Raw genomic sequence first — 18,574 nt, 5'->3', positions numbered from 1 at the left:
CCGGCTCCTACAGGAAATTTCAATTGCACGAAGCGCGCGCCAGCGAGCTTTTTCCTGCTGATACAAGCTGTTACTGTACGGAGCACAAAGCCCAAGCCGCCTGGATCGGATCTCTGTCTCGATGCGTCCCCTGCTCCTGCTCTTCATCAGCCTGGCCTTGAGCTTTCCCGCAAGCGCGACGATCACCGAAAGTCACGGTTACGCGCAGTTTGGCACGCTCAAATACCCGGCAAAGTTCACCCACTTCGATTGGGTCAACCCTGCTGCGCCCAAAGGCGGCACCTTGCGGGTCATGGCCTTTGGCACCTTCGACACCCTCAACCCCTACACCTTCAAGGGCACCAGCCCGGTCGCCACGCCGAACTTCCTGCAATACGGGGTCAACGAGCTCAACGAACCCTTGATGGTGGGCACCGGCCTGTATGCGCCGTCCGGTGATGAGCCGACGTCCAGCTACGGCCTGATCGCCCGCTCGGTGGAATACGCCGAGGACCGCAGCTGGGTGGTGTTCAACCTGCGCCCCGAAGCGCGCTTTCACGATGGCAAGCCGATCACCGCCTACGATGTAGCGTTCTCCTATCGCCTGTTGCTCAAGGAAGGCCACCCGCAATACCGCACCAACCTGCAAGAAGTGCAGCGGGTGGATATCCTCGGCCCGCAGCGCATCCGCTTCGTGTTCAAGCGTGCCGGCAACCCCTTGCTGATCCTGCGCCTGGGCGAGCTGCCGGTGCTGCCCCAGCATTACTGGAAGGATCGCGACTTCAAGGCCACCACCTTCACCCCGCCCCTGGGCAGCGGGCCGTATCGCATCACCCAGGTACAGCCCGGGCGCCAGCTGGTGTTCGAACGGGTCAAGGACTACTGGGGCAAGGACCTGCCAGTCAACCGCGGCTTCAACAACTTCGACCGGGTCGAAGTGGAGTTCTACCGGGACAGCGACGTAGCCTTCGAAGCCTTCAAGGCCGGCGAGTTCGACATCTATATCGAGCACCAGGCCAAGAACTGGGCCAACGGCTACGACTTCCCGGCGGTCAACCGCGGTGAGGTGATCAAGGCCCAGGTGGCGCATCAGATCCCGACCCAGACCCAGGGCCTGTTCATGAACACCCGCCGCGCCACTTTCGCCGACGTGCGGGTGCGCGAGGCGCTGGGCATGATGTTCGACTTCGAGTGGACCAACCGCACCCTGTTCAGCGGCGCCTACCAGCGCGCCCTGAGCTACTACCCCAACAGCGAGTTCTCCGCCACCGGCGTGCCACAGGGCCATGAATGGCTGCTGCTCTCGCCCTACCGCGAGCAATTGCCCGCCAGCCTGTTCAGCCAGGCCTTCAGCCTGCCGCGCACCGACGGCCGCGGCATCCCGCGGGATACCCTGCGCAAGGCCCTGGGGCTGCTCGGCGAGGCGGGCTGGAAGCTCAATGGCCAGCGCCTGCAGAACAGTGCCGGGCAGCCGCTGCGCTTCGAACTGATGCTGGTCAACCCCAACCTGGAACGGATTCTCCAGCCCTACGTGGAAAACCTGGCGAGCATCGGCATCGACGCCCGCCTGCGCACCGTGGACCGGGCGCAATACAAGCAGCGCCTGGACCAGTTCGACTACGACATGATCCTCATGACCCTCAACCAGACCCTGAGCCCGGGCCTGGAGCAATGGCAGTACTTCCACTCCAGCCAGGTCTCGGTCAAGGGCAGCAAGAACTACGCAGGCATCAACAACCCGGTGGTCGACCACCTGCTGGAACAGCTGCTGGCCGCCCAGACCCGCGACGACCAACTGGCCGCGGGCCGGGCCCTGGACCGGGTGCTGCTGTGGCAGCACTACATGATTCCCAACTGGTACCTCAACTATCACCGCCTGGCCTACCGTAACCGGTTCGCCTTCGTCACCACGCCGCCCTATACCCTGGGCCTTGGCGCCTGGTGGCTGAAGTCCATGGAGAACGCCCAATGATGCCCCTGCGTGCCCTGCTCCTGAGCACCAGCGGCCTGTTGTTCAGCGCCATCGCCTGCTGTGCCCAGGCTGCGCCGCAACACGCCGTGACCCTGTACAACGAAGCGCCGAAATACCCGGCGAACTTCCAGCACTTCGACTTCGTCAACCCCGACGCGCCCAAGGGCGGCACCTTCCGCATGGCCGGCTTCGGCAGCTTCGACAGCCTCAACCCGTTCATCAGCAAGGGCGTGCCGGAGCTGAACATCGGCCTGGTCTACGACACCCTGATGACCCAGAGCCTGGATGAGCCGTTCACCGAGTACGGCCTGGTGGCCAGCAAGATCGAGAAGGCCCCGGACAACAGCTGGGTGCGCTTTTATCTGCGCCCCGAAGCGCGTTTCAACGACGGCCAACCGATCCACGCCGAAGACGTGGTGTTCAGCTTCCAGACCCTGGTGAGCGCCGGCTCGCCGCTCTACCGCGGCTACTACGCCGATGTCGATCAGGTGATCGCCGAAGACCCGCAGCGGGTGCTGTTCAAGTTCAAGCACACCAACAACCGCGAGCTGCCGCTGATCCTCGGCCAGCTGACGATCCTGCCCAAGCACTGGTGGCAAAGCCGCGACTTTGCCAAGAGCAACCTGGAGATTCCCCTGGGCAGTGGCCCTTACAAGGTCACCGAGGTCAAGGCCGGGCGCTCGATCCGCTACGAGCGGGTCAAGGACTATTGGGCCAAGGACCTGCCGGTCAACCGCGGCTTCTACAATTTCGACGTGATCACCAGCGACTACTACCGTGACAACACCGTGGCCCTGGAAGCGCTCAAGGCCGGCCAGTTCGACTACTGGCTGGAAATGAGCGCGAAGAACTGGGCCAACGCCTACAACATTCCGGCCGTGGCCCAGGGCCGCCTGATCAAGGAGCAGATCGCCAACGGCAACCCCACCGGCATGCAGGGTTTTGTCTTCAACACCCGCCGGCCGATGTTCCAGGACGTGCGAGTGCGTCACGCGCTGAGCCTGCTGCTGGATTTCGAATGGAGCAACAAACAGCTGTTCAACGGTGCCTACACCCGCACCCGCAGCTACTTCGAGAACTCGGAAATGGCCGCCACCGGCCTGCCGGGGCCCGAGGAGCTGGCGATTCTCGAACCGCTGCGGGGCAAGATCCCCCCGCAGGTATTCGACCAGGCCTTCTCCCCTTCGGTGTGCGACGGCAGCGGGATGATCCGCGCCCAGCAGCGCCAGGCCTACCAGCTGTTGCAGGAAGCCGGCTGGCGCATCGTCGACGACAAGATGGTCGACGCCCAGGGCAAGCCGGTGGTGATCGAGTTCCTGCTGGCCCAAACCGAGTTCGAGCGCGTACTGCTGCCGTTCAAGCGCAACCTGGCCGACCTGGGCATCGACCTGGTGATCCGCCGGGTCGACGTGTCCCAGTACATCACCCGGGTGCGCTCGCGGGACTTCGACATGATCGTCGGCAGCTTTCCCCAGTCCAACTCCCCGGGTAACGAGCAACGCGAATTCTGGATGTCCTCCAGCGCCGACAAGCCCGGCAGCCGCAACTACATCGGCCTCAAGGACCCGGCCATCGACAGCCTGGTGGAAAGCCTGATCAACGCCGATTCCCGCGCCAGCCTGGTGGCCCACGCCAAGGCCCTGGACCGGGTCCTGCAATGGGGCTACTACGTGATTCCCAACTGGCACATCAAGACCTGGCGCGTGGCCTACTGGGACCACATCGGCCACCCCGAGGTCGCGCCCAAGTACGACATCGGCGTCAACACCTGGTGGATCAAGCCCGGCGCCAAGCCGGCCGTAGAACCGACCCCGGACAACCAGGCGGCCCCGGCCGAAGCGGTGTACTGACCATGCTGGCCTATATCTTTCGCCGCCTGCTGCTGATCATCCCCACGCTGCTGGGCATCCTGCTGATCAACTTCGTGATCATCCAGGCCGCACCCGGCGGCCCGGTGGAGCAGATGATCGCCAAGCTCGAAGGCTTCGACGGCGCCACCAGCCGCATCGCCGGCGGCGGCGCCGAAGTCTCGGTGGCAGGTTCCAGCTACCGCGGCGCCCAGGGCCTGGACCCGGCGCTGATCAAGGAAATCGAGCACATGTACGGCTTCGACAAGTCGGCGCCGGAACGCTTGTGGATCATGATCAAGAACTACGCCACCCTGGATTTCGGCAACAGCTTCTTCCGTGACGCCAAGGTGGTGGACCTGATCAAGGAAAAGATGCCGGTGTCCATCTCCCTCGGGTTGTGGAGCACCCTGATCATGTACCTGGTGTCGATCCCCCTGGGGATCGCCAAGGCCACCCGCCACGGCAGCCACTTCGATGTCTGGACCAGCTCGGCGATCATCGTCGGCTACGCGATCCCGGCCTTCCTGTTCGCCATCCTGCTGATCGTGGTGTTCGCAGGCGGCAGCTATTTCAACTGGTTCCCCCTGCGCGGCCTGACCTCCAACGACTTCGACCAGTTGAGCTGGGGCGGCAAGATCCTCGACTACTTCTGGCACCTGGCGCTGCCGGTCACCGCCCTGGTGATCGGCCACTTCGCCACCATGACCCTGCTGACCAAGAACAGCTTCCTCGACGAGATCAACAAGCAGTACGTGGTCACCGCCAAGGCCAAGGGCCTGACCCAGCGTCGGGTGCTCTACGGCCATGTGTTCCGCAACGCCATGCTGCTGGTGATCGCCGGCTTCCCCTCGGCCTTCATCGGCATCTTCTTCACCGGCTCCCTGCTGGTGGAAGTGATCTTCTCCCTCGACGGCCTGGGCCTGATGAGCTTCGAGGCAGCGATCAACCGCGACTATCCGGTGGTGTTCGGCACCCTGTTCATCTTCACCCTGCTGGGGCTGGTGGTGAAACTGATCGGCGACCTGACCTACACCCTGGTCGACCCTCGTATCGACTTCGACAGCCGGGAGCATTGAGATGAACCTGTCCCCCCTCAATCGCCGGCGCTTCGAGCGCTTCAAGGCCAACAAGCGCGGCTGGTGGTCGCTGTGGCTGTTCCTGGTGCTGTTCGTCCTCAGCCTGGGCGCCGAGCTGATCGCCAACGACAAGCCGCTGGTGGTGCACTACGAGGGTGGCTGGTACTTCCCGGCCCTCAAGCGCTACCCGGAAACCACCTTCGGCGGCGAATTCCCCCTGGAAGCCAACTACAAGAGCCCCTACATCCGCGAACTGCTGGCGCAGAAGGATGCCTGGATACTCTGGGCGCCGATCCCCTTCAGCTACCAGAGCATCAACTACGACCTGCGGGTGCCGGCCCCGGCGCCGCCCTCGGCGGACAACCTGCTGGGCACCGACGACCAGGGCCGCGACGTGCTGGCCCGGGTCATCTACGGGTTCCGGGTGTCGGTGCTGTTCGCCCTGACCCTGACCATTCTCAGTTCCATCATCGGCGTCATCGCCGGCGCCCTGCAGGGCTTCTACGGCGGCTGGGTGGACCTGGTGGGCCAGCGCTTCCTGGAGATCTGGTCCGGGCTGCCGGTGCTCTACCTGCTGATCATCCTCGCCAGCTTCGTGCAGCCCAACTTCTGGTGGCTGCTGGGGATCATGCTGCTGTTCTCCTGGATGAGCCTGGTGGACGTGGTGCGGGCCGAGTTCCTGCGCGGGCGCAACCTGGAATACGTGCGCGCGGCCCGGGCCCTGGGCATGCAGAACGGCGCCATCATGTTCCGCCATATCCTGCCCAACGCCATGGTCTCCACCATGACCTTCATGCCCTTTATCCTCACCGGCGCCATCGGCACCCTCACCGCCCTGGACTTCCTCGGTTTCGGCCTGCCGCCGGGGGCGCCATCCCTCGGCGAGCTGGTGGCCCAGGGCAAGTCCAACCTGCAGGCACCCTGGCTGGGCATCAGCGCCTTCGCCGTGCTGGCGATCATGCTCAGCCTGCTGGTGTTCATCGGCGAATCCGCCCGCGATGCCTTCGACCCGAGGAAATGACATGACCCAGGACAACCTGATCGAAGTCCGCGACCTGGCGGTGGAGTTCGTCACCGGCGAGCACCGCCAGCGGGTGGTGCAAGGCGTCAGCTTCGACATCAAGCGCGGCGAGACCCTGGCCCTGGTGGGCGAAAGCGGCTCGGGCAAATCGGTCACCGCCCACTCCATCCTGCGGCTGCTGCCCTACCCTCTGGCGCACCACCCCAGCGGCACCATCCAGTATGCCGGGCACGACCTGCTGACCCTGAAAGAGAAGACCATCCGCCATATCCGCGGCAACCGCATCGCGATGATCTTCCAGGAGCCCATGACCTCGCTGAACCCGCTGCACTCCATCGGAAAGCAGATCAACGAAGTGCTGGGCATCCACAAGGGCCTGACCGGCAAGGTCGCCACCCGGCGCACCCTGGAGCTGCTGGAGCTGGTGGGCATCCCCGAACCGCACAAGCGCCTCAAGGCCCTGCCCCACGAACTGTCCGGCGGCCAGCGGCAACGGGTGATGATCGCCATGGCCCTGGCCAACGAGCCGGAGCTGCTGATCGCCGACGAGCCCACCACGGCCCTGGACGTCACCGTGCAGTTGAAAATCCTCGAACTGCTCAAGGAGCTGCAGGCGCGCCTGGGCATGGCCCTGCTGCTGATCAGCCACGACCTGAACCTGGTGCGGCGCATTGCCCACCGGGTCTGTGTCATGCAGAAGGGCTGCATCGTCGAACAGTCATCCTGCGAAGATCTGTTCCGCGCGCCGCAGCATCCCTACACCCGGGAACTGCTGGCAGCAGAGCCCAGCGGCCTGCCGGCGGCCAACGAGATTGGCCCGCCGCTGCTGGAGGTTAACAACCTCAAGGTCTGGTTCCCGATCAAGAAAGGCCTGCTGCGCAGCACCGTGGATCACGTCAAGGCAGTGGACGGCATCCACTTCAGCCTGCCCCAGGGCCAGACCCTGGGCATCGTTGGTGAAAGCGGCTCGGGCAAGTCGACCCTGGGCCTGGCGATCCTGCGCCTGATTGCCAGCCAGGGCGGCATTCGCTTCGAGGGCCAGCAACTGGACAGCCTGACCCAGCAGCAGGTTCGGCCGCTGCGGCGGGAAATGCAGGTGGTGTTCCAGGACCCTTTCGGCAGCCTCAGCCCGCGCATGAGCGTGAGCCAGATCGTCGGCGAGGGCCTGCGCATCCACAAGATAGGCAGTGAACAGGAGCAGGAACAGGCCATCATCGCAGCCCTCAAGGAGGTCGGCCTGGACCCGGACACGCGGCACCGCTACCCCCATGAGTTTTCCGGCGGGCAGCGCCAGCGCATCGCCATCGCCCGGGCCCTGGTGCTCAAGCCGCGGCTGATCCTGCTGGACGAGCCGACCTCGGCCCTGGACCGCACGGTGCAGCGCCAGGTGGTGGAGCTGCTGCGCAACCTGCAACGCAAGTACAACCTGACCTACCTGTTCATCAGCCATGACCTGGCGGTGGTCAAGGCCCTGAGCCACCAGTTGATGGTGATCAAGCACGGCCAGGTGGTGGAACAGGGTGACGCACACAGTATCTTCGCCGTCCCACAACATCCCTACACACGGCAATTGCTGGAAGCCGCCTTCCTGGCTCCGGCAAGCGCCGAATAACCTGCAACAGGAGTAGCAATCTATGGGTTTTCTCGCTGGGAAGCGTGTCCTGATCGTCGGTGTCGCCAGCAAGCTGTCGATCGCCTCCGGCATTGCCGCCGCCATGCACCGTGAAGGTGCCGAGCTGGCCTTCACCTATCAGAATGAAAAACTCAAGGGTCGGGTCGAGGAGTTCGCCGCCGGCTGGGGCTCCAGCGCCGAGCTGTGCTTCCCTTGCGATGTGGCCAGTGACGAGCAGATCGCCCAGGTCTTCACCGCACTGGGCAAGAAATGGGACGGCCTGGACTGCATCGTCCACTCCGTGGGCTTCGCCCCTGGCGACCAGCTCGAAGGCGACTTCACCGATGCCACCACCCGCGAGGGCTTTCGCATCGCCCACGACATCAGCGCCTACAGCTTTGTGGCCCTGGCCAAGGCCGGTCGGGAAATGATGAAGGGCCGCAACGGCAGCCTGCTGACCCTGTCCTACCTGGGCGCCGAACGCACCATGCCCAACTACAACGTGATGGGCATGGCCAAGGCCTCCCTGGAAGCCGGCGTGCGCTACCTGGCCGGCTCCCTGGGCCCGGAAGGCACTCGGGTCAACGCCGTTTCCGCCGGGCCGATCCGCACCCTGGCGGCCTCAGGGATCAAGAACTTCCGCAAGATGCTGGCGGCCAACGAGGCGCAAACCCCGCTGCGGCGCAACGTCACCATCGAAGAAGTCGGCAACGCCGGCGCCTTCCTCTGCTCGGACCTGGCCTCGGGCATCAGCGGCGAGATCATGTACGTGGACGGCGGTTTCAACACCACCGCCATGGGCAACCTCGACGAGTGATCTGCGTCGGTGGCGAGGGGGCTTGCGCCCTCGCCACACCGCCCCTTCCTGCTCATTGGAAAGGCCGAACATGAAGCTGTGCTATCTGTTGCTCGTGCTTTTTCTAGCCGGCTGCGACAACACCCAAGATACCGCCTCGAATAAAACCCGGAGCAGCGTCGCACGCCTGCACATCCCCTTGGGCACACCGGTTGCCGAGTTCCTGGAAAAGAGCCCGGTGAGCTTTACCGCCGACTGCCTGGATGCGGTCAACCTATGTTGGTATGAGGCGGATCGTCAGGGAGCACTCCTTCACCTGAGCCTGGCCCAGCCCGAGGGCACGCTTGAACTGGATCAGGTGGCCGGGCTGCTGATTGCCGTTGATGGCAAGACCTCAAACACCATCCAGGAATTGAACATCGACCTTCGCGGGCTGCCGGACAACAGCACTCACAAGGCCAACAAGGCGCTTGTCTATAACCTTCTCAGGACGTTGAAGAACGCTGGATGGCAAAAATACTACTTCCCTTCCGACCCCCGAATAGCCGCTGGCGAGTTGCACAAGCTGGACTGGAAGGAAAGCCTCCTGGGTACCCAGCCACTCAGCCACCCGCTGTTCGATGCCAACCATGAGATGAGCCTTGAGCAGTGGCTGGGCAACAACATGTTCTATGACTGGTATCTCTATCACGGCAACTACATTGCGCATGTCCGAGCCCTGCGCTACGACTCGAAAAGCGCCCCCCTGCAAAACGCTGTCTACTTGATTAGCCTGAACCTGATGTCCCTGGACACGTTCTGGACCCGCGACTTTGCAGAGCCACAAAGAGCCCAATGGAGAACCCTGTTCCCTGCGCATTTGAAAGAACGGCTGCAACGTCGCTCAGAAGTTGAAAGCCGGGCCAGGGCGGCCGGGGTCGACATCGAGGAAAGCTATAGCCCACCGCTGATGGAGCGCGGCCAATAGCGCCCTGCCACTGACGCCCTTCCCTGCCCCGCGTCACCGGGCAGGGCTTGGCGGCAGTAACCCTCAGCGAGCCCGCTTGCTCGCCTGCTTGTGCAGGTACATGGCCTTGTCGGCGTCCGCCAGCAACGCCTCGATGTCGGGATGGCGTTCGGCGTCGTATTCGATCTGGCCGACGCTGAAGCGGATGTCATAACCCCGCTTCAAGGTGGCATTGCGCTCATCGAGAATCTCCCGCAGACGCACCATGATCGCCGAAGTCTCGACATGGTCGGCAGCGGTCAGCAGGGCCACGAATTCATCGCCCCCCAGGCGGCCGATCACGTCGCTCTCGCGAAAGGCGATGCGCAGCACGTCGGCGAAGGTCTTCAGGGCACCGTCGCCTTCGGCATGGCCGTAGGTGTCATTGATCTGCTTGAAGTCGTTGAGGTCGAAGAACAGCAGGGTCGCCGGTTTTTCCAGGCGCTTGCATACCCCCAGGGCATGCCGGGCCAGGGCCTCGAAGCCGCGGCGATTGGACAGCAGGGTCAGCTCGTCCATGCTGGCCATCTGCACCGCCGCCAGTTCCTGCTCGGCCATGCGCGCCAGGTCCCGTAGCAATGCCCGGTCCTCGTCGTCCAGGTCGCGGGGCTTGATGTCGATCAGGCACAGAGTGCCGAGCTTGCTGCCATTGGTCACCGTCAGCGGGCAACCGGCATAGAAGCGGATGCCCGGGGCCCCTACCACCAGCGGGTTGTCGTGGAAGCGTTCGTCCAGGCCGGCGTCGGGCACGGTGAGGATCTGGTCGCCGAGGATCGCGTGGCCGCAGAAGGAAATGTCCCGCGAGGTTTCGCTGACGTCGAGCCCTACGCAGGACTTGAACCATTGCCGGTCGGCATCCACCAGGCTGACCAGGGCAATGGGCACGTTGAACAGACGCTTGGCCAGCCGGGTAAGGCGGTCGAAACGCTCCTCCGGTGAGGTATCGAGCACATTCAGCTCCCGCAGGGTCTGGATTCTCAAGGCCTCATTGTTGGGTTTGCTGGGATACAACATCGCTGACTCCATTCGCGGCTAAGATTCCAAGCGTAGTCCAGAATAACGACGGCTTATCATCTAAAGCGGCGCGGCAGGAGCCAGTGGGCAGGCGGCCCTCACAACCGGGGGGTCAACAGAATCCTCCCGTAGCCAGCCACGAACACGGCAAACGCCAGGCCCGCCAGCAGCGCTGAAAGGCCCAGCCCCAGGCTGCTGAACGGCACCAGCAGGACCCGGCACAGGGCCGCCAGGAACAGCAGCGCAAAGCCACCGGCCATGGCTCGCGAAGCCTGCAGGGGCCGGCCACTGTGGCCGAGGCTGACCCGCGCCACCATGCCCAGCACCAGCCCGCCCAGGCCACCCACCGCCAGGGCATGGGTCACCAGGCTCTGGGGTATCGACCAGCCCAGGTGCCAGAGGGCCATGCCCAGGGTTGCCAGGGCCAGCCACCCGTAGGCCAGGTACAGCGACCAGAGCAGCGGCACCCGCCACAGCCCCGGCCGGTGCCAGCGCCACAAGCGCCAGCCTTGCAGCCCCGCCAGCAGGGCGAACAGCGGCGCCAGCCACCCGCGGGGAGCGTCACCGCCGCCCAGGGCCATGGACAACGCGGCCAGCAGGCTGCCCACCAGCAACACCCGGGTCGGCCAGGGCGATGTCGGCGCCTGGGGGCCCAGTTGCAGCCCGCGCTGGATGAAGAAGGGAATCACCCGGCCGCCGATCACCGTCATCAGGGTCGCCACCAGCCACAAGGCGCCCAGTTCGCCGCGCCGCTGCCAGCTGTCCTGGTGTTCCAACAGGCCCCACAGGGTCAGCCCCTGAAACAGCGCCAGCAGCCCCAGTACCAGGACCATGGGGTAGTTCTCACGCTTGCCGGCGCACCCCAGCTCGCGCCCGATCACCGCCGCCAGCAACGGCATGAACGCCAGTTGCACCACAACGAACAGCGGGCCCGGCAGCGGCAGCCACCAGGCCAGGCGCCCCGCCAGCCACAGCAGCCACAGCAACAGCAACGGCGTACGGCTCAGGCCCGGGCGGCCGGTCCAGTTGGCCACCGCCGTCAGCAGGAAGCCGGCAACGATCGCCACGGCAAAGCCGAAGAGCATTTCGTGACGGTGCCAGGCCAGCATCCCGGCCACCGGTTGCAGGCCCGCCAGCGCACCATGCAGCCACAGCCCCCACAGCACCAGGGCAAGGCAGGCGAAGCCGGCGCCGGCGAGGAAGAACGGACGGAACCCCAGGCTCCAGAGAGGCTGGCCGGTCCAGCGGTGCCAGGCTTCAGGCAAAGACACAGGCAGCCCTCCCCTGGCACTGGGCCATGCGCCGCTGGGCCAGCAGGCGCAGGACGTAACCGATCTTCAACAGGGTCGGCCCGATCATCACCAGGCTGTGCATCAGCACCAGGGTGGCGATAGGCAAATGGCCGGAATGGACGTAGGCGGCGTACACCCCCAGGCCCAGCAGCAGGCTGCCCGACCACAGCAGCGCATTGGACAGGTGCAGTACCTGCAGTGGCGAATCGAAGTAACGGCGCATTTCGACAACTCCTCTAGCACACAATGGCATGACTGGCCCTTCACGTTTCATGCCAGCGCGCAGAGCCCGTAAAACCGGCCCCTGCCACCTAAAGAGTCTTTATGACCAGATAAAGAAGAAGTCATAAAGACCTCAAACGCAGTCAATATGACTGCATTTTTCCTACTGGCTTTTTTCGCCGGCGAGGGTAGATTGCCCCCTCTTGAGCCAATCCCCCCTCTGCAGGAGCGAGCTTGCTCGCGATGCATCGGAAAACGCCGCGCACTCGCTGTGGACCCGCGTTATCGTTGACGCCCACCACCAGCCCGCTCGCTCCCATACAAGGATGTCGCCGATGCCCGAAGCTTCCTCCCCCGCATCCGAGAAGAGCCTGTCACGCCTGTTGCTGGAGTTGCTCTGGCAGTTGGCCGCCCTGCTCATCCCGATCTTCTTCGTCACCCTGCTGCCGCCCCCGGCGGCCCTGGGGGTGTTGCTCGGCTGCGCAGCGGCGATGACCCTGGCGGCGCGCCTGGGCTGGCCTAAAACCGCCCGCGGCCTGGCGCGGCTGATGATCAGCGCCGCGTTCGGCCTGGGCTTCAGCCTGGGCCGGGCCCTGCCGGCCTACTGGGATATCGCCGCCGCCGTCACCAGCATCTTTGCCGGGCTGGCAGCGGTCAGCCACTTGGAGCGCCGCCTGGGGCTGGTGCAGCCGAACCCCACACCGATCAGCGCCTGGGGCGGCAACGAGCCGCAACAGACCCCGGAAGGCCAGCCGATCCGGGTGTTCAATCACGGTGAGATCGCCATGGGCGGGCCCACCTATTGCGACTACCTGTTCCCCGATGGGGTGCTGCTGCAAGGGCTGGGGTCCTCGGCGCGGTTTTCCAGCGACGGGCGCTACTTCGCCGCGCCGCTGCCTTCCAGGCAACACTGGGGGCTGGCCATCCTCGACCGTGTACAGCGCCGCCTGTACCGCTGCAACCGGGAGCAGTTCTGGGAGCTGGATGCCTTCAGCACCGACACCCTCAGCGGCCGCCACAGCCCGCTGGTGGACAACGGCCAGCACCAGGCCAGCCTGAATAGCCTGCTGCAGGAAGCCGAGTGCGTCGAACTGGTGGCGGTAGCCGATCTCTGGCTGGAGCCGGGCCAGTGGCTGGAGGCCCTGGCTCGCCAGGATTTCGAAGAAAGCGCGCCTAACGGCAGCCACCGGCTGCACGCCAGTCTGGCGCTGCCGGCCAGCCTCAGGGCCCTGGAGCAACCCCTGGACCCCCTGCGCATGCCGCCCTATCGCATAAGCATCGACGGCCAGCCCAGCGGCTTGCTGCTGCGGGCCGACGCACCCCGCATCTGGCGCGACGACGGCCAGGCCCTGGCCTGCATCGCCCACGAGCCAGCGCAGCCTGAGGCCGAGTGCTGCTGGCTGTGGCAGGCCGACAAGGGCTGGCGGGCATTGCCCGCGCCCTGGGTCGCCAGCCATGCAGAACCATCCTTCTACCCTGGCCCGCTGCTCAGCCTGGATCGCCACTGGCTGGGCTACAGCGCATACCTGGACCTGGCCGAGGCGGACCACGGGCGCTACGGCTATCGCTTGCACAGTACCCACAGCGACAGCGAAACCGGCGTCGGCCACGACCGGCAAGGCTGCCTGCAAGTGGCGCCGCTGCCGCTGACCCGCACCCAGTTGCTGCAGCCCCTGGACGGCAGCGGGGCCCGGGGCGAAAGCCGGATCCAGTCCCAGCCCCTGCTGGGCGAGCAGCGCGCGCTGTTCAGCTGGCTGATGGACAACCCCCGGGGCCTGGGTGCCTACCGATGCCAGATCGGCACCTGGCAACTGCCCGGGTGCTGGTTGCTGGACCATCGGGTTTCCGATTGCCAGCGCTACCTGGCCCTGCTGCCCTGGAGCGAAACCCTGGAGCTGGCCCCCCAGGTGGTGGTGGCGGACCTGCAACAGCAGCGCCTGATCTACAGCCCGGCACTGCTGGCGGCGCGCCTGCTGGACTTTCGCCAGGGCCGCCTGAGCCTGGCCGTGCTGGTCGGGCGCCTCGACCCGGACCACGCCAGCAGCCCGCTGCAACGCTTCAACCGGCCGGCGCCCGCACCTGAACACGCCGCGGCGTTCTGCACCGAAGGCCCGGCCTCGCAACCCTGCTATGAGCGCCAGGACTGGCAGGTGATCGATGACCAATTGCAGCCCGTGGCGCCCTGGCGCCTGGTGGATCGGCCTCAGGCCGCGGTCGCCGAGGGTGACTTTATCCAGCCTGCCCCCGATGGCCGCGACGCCGCGTGGCTGTTTGGCAGCGAAACCGAGTACGCCGACAGCTGGCTGCGGGAAACCAGCCCGCGGCTCGGCGGCCACCTGCTCACCGCCTCCGGCTGTGCAGTGGGCGATCTGGCCCCGTCGCTGATCTGGTCCACCGACGCCCGCTACCTGGCCCTGACCCGGCTCCGGCTCGGCGCCGGCGACCCGCAGCAGGGCTACCGCGCCTGGCAGTTGCTGCTGCTCGATGTGCAGGAACGCAGCCTGCGCATCGCCCCCGACTGGCTGCGCCACCGCCCGCTGTTCCAGCACTTCGATGCCCGGGGCCTGGCACTGCAGCTGTTCGAGCGGGATTGGCAGGCGGCAGACGACGCCGATCCGGGCCACAGCCTGGAGTGGGCACTGGAGGACCTGTTGCGCCTGCCCGCCGAACCCTTGCGTGAACACCAGGGGCTGTGGCTGAGCGCCGCCGACTGGCCCCAGGCCCGGGCGTGGCAGGCGCTGCGCCGCCCGGGGCACCCGGCCTTCCGCGCCGAGGCTTGAGCCCCAGTGTCAATCGGCCTTCAGCGCCTGGGCGTCCCGCGCGCGCTGGCTGACGAAACCGGGGATCTGCTCCCCGGGCAGGGATTTGCTGTAGTACCAGCCCTGGATGGTCAGCTCGGCACTCGATTGCAGGAAATCCAGCTGCTCGCGGGTTTCCACCCCTTCCACCACCACCTTGAGCTTGAGGGTTTCGCAAAAACGCAGCAGGCCGTTCAACACCTGGGCGCCCTTGGGTTCACGCTGGGCGAGGACAAAGCTGCGGTCGATCTTGATCCCGTCCACCGGGAACTGGTGCAGGTAGCTCAGGGCGGAAAAGCCGGTGCCGAAGTCATCGATATAGACCCGGGCGCCCAGCGCATGAAGCTTGCCGATCCATTGCTGGGTCAGCAGCGCATCGCCCACCAGGGCATCCTCGGTAATCTCCACCGACACCTGGCCCTGGGCCCGGGCCAGAATCTCCAGCAGGCGCTGGCCATGTTCCCGGGAGGCCAGGGTGGCGCTGGAGATGTTGATGGTGATGGGCAGCTCGAAGCCGACCTTGCGCCACGCCAGGTGCTGGCGCACCGCCTGGGACGCCACCCAGAAATCCACCTCGGGCATCAGCTTGGCCTGGCTCAGCCACTGCAGCAGTTCCCAGGGCGACTGCACCTTGCCCTCGCGGTCACGGGCGCGGATCAGCGCTTCGCAACCGCTGCACAAGCCGCTGTCCTTGATCACCTGGGGCTGATACTCCAGGTGGAAGTCGTAGTCGCTCAACTGCTGGATACGGGCCAGTTGCAAGGACTGCCGGGCGGCCTGCTGGTAGGACGCCACCATCGGGTCCAGCTCGAACAGCCGGCCCCGCTCCTCCAGGCCATGGAAGGTGGTGTCGAAGGTTTTCAGGTAGACCTGGGCACTTTGCTCGCCCTGGCGCTGGATACTGCGCACATAGGGCATGTAGATCAGGATGCCGACCCCCAGCAGCAGCCCTTGCAGCAGCACCGCGCCCCAGTCGCCCTGGGTGCTGAGGTAGGCATTGAGCAGCACCGGCGAGGTAAAGGGCAGGCTCACCAGCGCCGGGCTCACCCACCCCAGTTGCACCACCATTAGTGCCAGGCAGGCATTGACCATCGGCACCAGCATGAACGGTACCAGCAGGCGCGGGTTGAGGATGATTGGCACACCGAACAACAGCAGTTCGTTGACGTTGAACAGCGACAGCGCCAGGCTCGCCAGGGCCAGCAGACGCATGGAGCGGTTGCGCGAGAAACCAAGGATCGCCAGCACCAGCGCCAGGGAGCCGCCAGAGCCGCCAATGAAGGCAAAGCAGCCCAGCAGGCCGCTGTTCAAGGCATAGCGCAATGGCCGGCCAGCGGCCTGATCCGCGGCGTTGAGCGTCACGGCCTGGTCCATCACATCCATCAGCGGCTGCATGGCATGGGCGCCATGAATGCCGAAGAACCACAGCAGCGAATTGGTCGAGGTCAGGAAGATCGCGTTGAGGTAGGGGTTGTCCAGGTCGTCGATATCGATCGGCCGCTCGACGTAGGCAAACTCATGGAACTGCAGCAGCAGTTGCAACACGCAGACCAGCACCAAAGAGGTCACCATCCCCGGCAGCACCATGTTGATGGTGCCCTTGAGGTTGTGCCCCACCAGCCCCTCGTCCACCAGCCGGGTCCAGCGCTGGCGGTGCAGCCGGGCCATCAGCGGCACATTGACCAGGGGCGAGGCGATGGCGATGAACAGCACGAAAGTCGCCGCCGCCCGCGGGTAGTCGCGCAACAGGTAGATGGCGATCACCACATGGGACAGGCAGAGGAAGGCCACCGGCAGCTGGGGCAGGCGGTATTTGATCGCCAGCATGTAGCCGATGGAGGCCGCCACCAGCAGGGGAATGATCGAACTGATGCGGTTGTGCAGGCCGGTCAGCAGCTCCACCCATGCTGGCGGCGCCCCCAGCGCCTGGGCGCACTGGCCGAGGATCAGCAGCAGCGCCGAGACCAGCAGGCAGGGCAGCAGCCAGAGCAGGCCTTCGCGGATAGAACGTAATGACTCGGCACCCGCCAGGAGTGCCAGACGATGGGTGAAAAACAGCTTGAACCCCACGTTTCGCATAAGCCCCGCCCCTTTGCCGCTGCGCGTCCGATGCCCCCCGGACGTTGCCGCCCGCCCCATGGATACGCGCTGCAGCGCCAGGCCATGACAAGCGAATACCGGCGAAGATACCACTGAAGAAACCCCATTCAGCAAGCTCTGAATGGCCCCCGGCCCCTGTCTTTTATCGTCCTGTTCGACGGCCTGCCCGGCCACCCGCTCAAGCAGGGTCGATTGCGCCAGGGCGCGGCGATATCGTTTGCAGGGGCCAGTGGCTTTTGCTTTAATCGCGATCAATTCCCATTTACAACCAGATCGCCAGCGGACACGCCTCCTTGCCCTCCACGCCTCTCCCCAGCCCGGACTCGGTCCACAGCCTCTACGATGCCCATCACCGCTGGCTCTACGGGTTGTTGCGCCGGCGCCTGAATCACGCCTGGGACGCCGCCGACCTGGCCCACGACATCTTCGTCCGAGTGCTCAAGCGCCCGCCGGTGCTGCGTGATGAGGTCCACCAGCGTTCCTACCTGGCCACCGTGGCCCGGGGCCTGTGCATCGACCACTGGCGGCGCCGGCAACTGGAGCAGGCCTGGCTGCAGGCGCTGGCTGCACGCCCGCAGGCGGTGCAACCCTCGGCGGAGCAGCAGGCAATCATTGTCGAGACCCTGTACGAAGTGGACGCCATGCTCGGCCGCCTGCCGGCCAAGGTGCGCACGGCCTTCATCCTCTCTCAACTGCACGGCCGGCCCTACCAGGCCATTGCCGAGGAACTGGGGGTATCGGAGCGCATGGTGAAGAAGTACCTGGCCCAGGCCCTGCTGCATTGCGCACTGCTGGAGGCCGAACTCGACGGCCTGCTGGTGGACTGAACCATGGACCCTCGACCCGGCGGCCGGCTCAGCCACGCCTGCCTGCAACAGGCCGCGCACTGGTACGTGCAACTGCAGGACCAGGGCAGCAGCGACGAACAGCGTCGCCAATGGCAGGACTGGTTCGAGCAGAGCGCGGAACACCGCCAGGCCTGGAGCTATGTCGAGCGGGTCAGCCAGCGCCTGCTGCCCTTGCAGGAGGCCAACACCCGCCCATCCGCCAGCCGCGCCCTGAGCGCCGCCCGGCGTCCAGCCCTGGCACGGCGCCAGGTGCTCGGTGCACTGCTGCTGGCTGGCCTGGGCTGGGGCACCTGGCGCAACAGCCCGCTGCCCCAGGCCCTGAGCCGCTGGCGTGCCGACTACGCCACCGGCACCGGGGAAATCCGCGACACGTTGCTCAGCGACGGTACGCGCCTGTGGCTCAACGCCCTGAGCGCGGTGGATGTGCGCTACAGCAACGAGCAGCGGCTGCTGGCGTTGCACCTGGGGGAAATCCTCATCGACACCGCCAAGGACCCGCAGCGGCCATTTCTGGTGCAGACCGAACACGGCCGCCTGCGCGCCCTGGGCACGCGCTTCAGCGTGCGCTGCGGCGCCGGCGACAGCCTGCTCAACGTCTACGCCGGCGCGGTGGAGGTACGCAGCGCCAGTGGCTTGCAGGTGGTGAATGCCGGTCAGCAGCTGCGCTTCGATGGCCGCACCCTGGGGCCGCTGCAGGCCGCCAGTGCCGCCCGCGAAGCCTGGAGCCACGGCCTGCTGCTGGCCGACAACCTGCCCCTGGAGCAACTGCTGGAGGAACTGGGGCGCTATCGCAACGGCCACCTGGGGTGCGACCCGGCCATCGCCCAACTGCCGGTGATGGGCTCTTTCCCCTTGCACGACTCCGACCAGGCCCTGGCCCTGCTGGAAGCGGCGTTGCCAGTGCGGGTCAAGCGCCTGGCGTCCTGGTGGGTGACCCTGGAGCCACGTACCTGAAACCGGAAAACTTTTTTTCACCTGGCAGGTTCCCTTTTTCCGATGCCCTTCGGTT

The 18,574-nt window shown here is 65.6% G+C and carries 14 protein-coding genes; 10 read left to right on the top strand and 4 right to left on the bottom strand.

Translation table 11 applies throughout. The annotated features are described in order from the left end of the window. Nucleotides 1–121 precede the first annotated feature (121 nt). The 7 genes from KCG88_RS03815 to KCG88_RS03785 all read left to right on the top strand — a co-directional run bounded on the left by KCG88_RS03815 (nt 122) and on the right by KCG88_RS03785 (nt 9,273). Nucleotides 122–1,951, top strand: a complete 1,830-nt coding sequence (locus KCG88_RS03815) for an extracellular solute-binding protein (RefSeq protein WP_047287001.1) — start codon at nt 122–124, stop codon at nt 1,949–1,951. Then, nucleotides 1,948–3,801, top strand: coding sequence for an extracellular solute-binding protein (locus KCG88_RS03810; protein ID WP_047287004.1), 1,854 nt, complete (start codon nt 1,948–1,950; stop codon nt 3,799–3,801). The genes KCG88_RS03815 and KCG88_RS03810 overlap by 4 nt, the downstream gene beginning before the upstream one ends. A 2-nt stretch (nt 3,802–3,803) precedes the next feature. Next, nucleotides 3,804–4,877, top strand: a complete 1,074-nt coding sequence (locus tag KCG88_RS03805) for a microcin C ABC transporter permease YejB (protein WP_011061585.1) — start codon at nt 3,804–3,806, stop codon at nt 4,875–4,877. Nucleotide 4,878: 1 nt separating this feature from the next. After that, nucleotides 4,879–5,898, top strand: a complete 1,020-nt coding sequence (locus tag KCG88_RS03800) for an ABC transporter permease (RefSeq protein ID WP_210711785.1) — start codon at nt 4,879–4,881, stop codon at nt 5,896–5,898. A 1-nt stretch (nt 5,899) separates the two neighbouring features. Continuing rightward, nucleotides 5,900–7,510: an ABC transporter ATP-binding protein gene (locus KCG88_RS03795; RefSeq protein ID WP_210711784.1), complete on the top strand. Its 1,611-nt coding sequence runs from the start codon at nt 5,900–5,902 to the stop codon at nt 7,508–7,510. Nucleotides 7,511–7,532: 22 nt separating this feature from the next. Then, nucleotides 7,533–8,327, top strand: a complete 795-nt coding sequence (gene fabI / locus KCG88_RS03790) for an enoyl-ACP reductase FabI (protein WP_015635823.1) — start codon at nt 7,533–7,535, stop codon at nt 8,325–8,327. 70 nt (nt 8,328–8,397) lie between these two features. Next, complete coding sequence (locus KCG88_RS03785; RefSeq protein WP_210711783.1) at nt 8,398–9,273, top strand: hypothetical protein; 876 nt, start codon at nt 8,398–8,400, stop codon at nt 9,271–9,273. Nucleotides 9,274–9,336: 63 nt separating this feature from the next. On the opposite strand, the gene KCG88_RS03780 is transcribed toward KCG88_RS03785, so the two are convergent. From KCG88_RS03780 to KCG88_RS03770, 3 genes are all read right to left on the bottom strand, one after another. Then, complete coding sequence (locus KCG88_RS03780) at nt 9,337–10,305, bottom strand: sensor domain-containing diguanylate cyclase (RefSeq protein WP_047336975.1); 969 nt, start codon at nt 10,303–10,305, stop codon at nt 9,337–9,339. Between the two features lie 98 nt (nt 10,306–10,403). Continuing rightward, the gene (locus KCG88_RS03775) at nt 10,404–11,576 is read right to left on the bottom strand and encodes an NnrS family protein (RefSeq protein ID WP_210711782.1); all 1,173 of its coding nucleotides are present in this window, start codon (nt 11,574–11,576) and stop codon (nt 10,404–10,406) included. Then, complete coding sequence (locus KCG88_RS03770) at nt 11,563–11,820, bottom strand: transmembrane sensor/regulator PpyR (protein WP_210711781.1); 258 nt, start codon at nt 11,818–11,820, stop codon at nt 11,563–11,565. The genes KCG88_RS03775 and KCG88_RS03770 overlap by 14 nt, the downstream gene beginning before the upstream one ends. 334 nt (nt 11,821–12,154) lie before the next feature. Between KCG88_RS03770 and KCG88_RS03765 the strand changes: the two genes are divergently transcribed. Next, nucleotides 12,155–14,599 (top strand): hypothetical protein, encoded by a 2,445-nt coding sequence (locus KCG88_RS03765; protein ID WP_210711780.1) that lies wholly within the window; start codon nt 12,155–12,157, stop codon nt 14,597–14,599. A gap of 9 nt (nt 14,600–14,608) precedes the next feature. On the opposite strand, the gene KCG88_RS03760 is transcribed toward KCG88_RS03765, so the two are convergent. Continuing rightward, on the bottom strand, nt 14,609–16,696 hold the full coding sequence (locus KCG88_RS03760) for an EAL domain-containing protein (protein ID WP_047336978.1): 2,088 nt from the start codon (nt 16,694–16,696) through the stop codon (nt 14,609–14,611). A gap of 314 nt (nt 16,697–17,010) precedes the next feature. Between KCG88_RS03760 and KCG88_RS03755 the strand changes: the two genes are divergently transcribed. Both KCG88_RS03755 and KCG88_RS03750 read left to right on the top strand, forming a co-directional pair. After that, nucleotides 17,011–17,544, top strand: a complete 534-nt coding sequence (locus tag KCG88_RS03755; protein WP_210711779.1) for a sigma-70 family RNA polymerase sigma factor — start codon at nt 17,011–17,013, stop codon at nt 17,542–17,544. 3 nt (nt 17,545–17,547) lie between these two features. Further along, a complete protein-coding gene (locus tag KCG88_RS03750) occupies nt 17,548–18,519 on the top strand; it encodes a FecR domain-containing protein (protein ID WP_047336980.1) in 972 nt (323 codons plus the stop codon). Nucleotides 18,520–18,574: the final 55 nt, after the last annotated feature.

Origin of the sequence: Pseudomonas sp. MWU349 (assembly GCF_017947325.1) — a bacterium.
Taxonomy (GTDB): domain Bacteria; phylum Pseudomonadota; class Gammaproteobacteria; order Pseudomonadales; family Pseudomonadaceae; genus Aquipseudomonas; species Aquipseudomonas protegens.
This window is presented reverse-complemented; position numbering and strand designations above follow the sequence as displayed.

Bases quoted from the DNA above. Each gene is read 5' to 3' on its own strand.
- KCG88_RS03795 (WP_210711784.1), top strand. From the start codon at position 5,900: ATGACCCAGGACAACCTGATCGAAGTCCGCGACCTGGCGGTGGAGTTC.
- KCG88_RS03815 (WP_047287001.1), top strand. From the start codon at position 122: ATGCGTCCCCTGCTCCTGCTCTTCATCAGCCTGGCCTTGAGCTTTCCC.
- KCG88_RS03810 (WP_047287004.1), top strand. From the start codon at position 1,948: ATGATGCCCCTGCGTGCCCTGCTCCTGAGCACCAGCGGCCTGTTGTTC.
- KCG88_RS03750 (WP_047336980.1), top strand. From the start codon at position 17,548: ATGGACCCTCGACCCGGCGGCCGGCTCAGCCACGCCTGCCTGCAACAG.
- fabI (WP_015635823.1), top strand. From the start codon at position 7,533: ATGGGTTTTCTCGCTGGGAAGCGTGTCCTGATCGTCGGTGTCGCCAGC.
- KCG88_RS03805 (WP_011061585.1), top strand. From the start codon at position 3,804: ATGCTGGCCTATATCTTTCGCCGCCTGCTGCTGATCATCCCCACGCTG.
- KCG88_RS03765 (WP_210711780.1), top strand. From the start codon at position 12,155: ATGCCCGAAGCTTCCTCCCCCGCATCCGAGAAGAGCCTGTCACGCCTG.
- KCG88_RS03770 (WP_210711781.1), bottom strand. From the start codon at position 11,820: ATGCGCCGTTACTTCGATTCGCCACTGCAGGTACTGCACCTGTCCAAT.
- KCG88_RS03780 (WP_047336975.1), bottom strand. From the start codon at position 10,305: ATGTTGTATCCCAGCAAACCCAACAATGAGGCCTTGAGAATCCAGACC.
- KCG88_RS03760 (WP_047336978.1), bottom strand. From the start codon at position 16,696: ATGCGAAACGTGGGGTTCAAGCTGTTTTTCACCCATCGTCTGGCACTC.
- KCG88_RS03785 (WP_210711783.1), top strand. From the start codon at position 8,398: ATGAAGCTGTGCTATCTGTTGCTCGTGCTTTTTCTAGCCGGCTGCGAC.
- KCG88_RS03800 (WP_210711785.1), top strand. From the start codon at position 4,879: ATGAACCTGTCCCCCCTCAATCGCCGGCGCTTCGAGCGCTTCAAGGCC.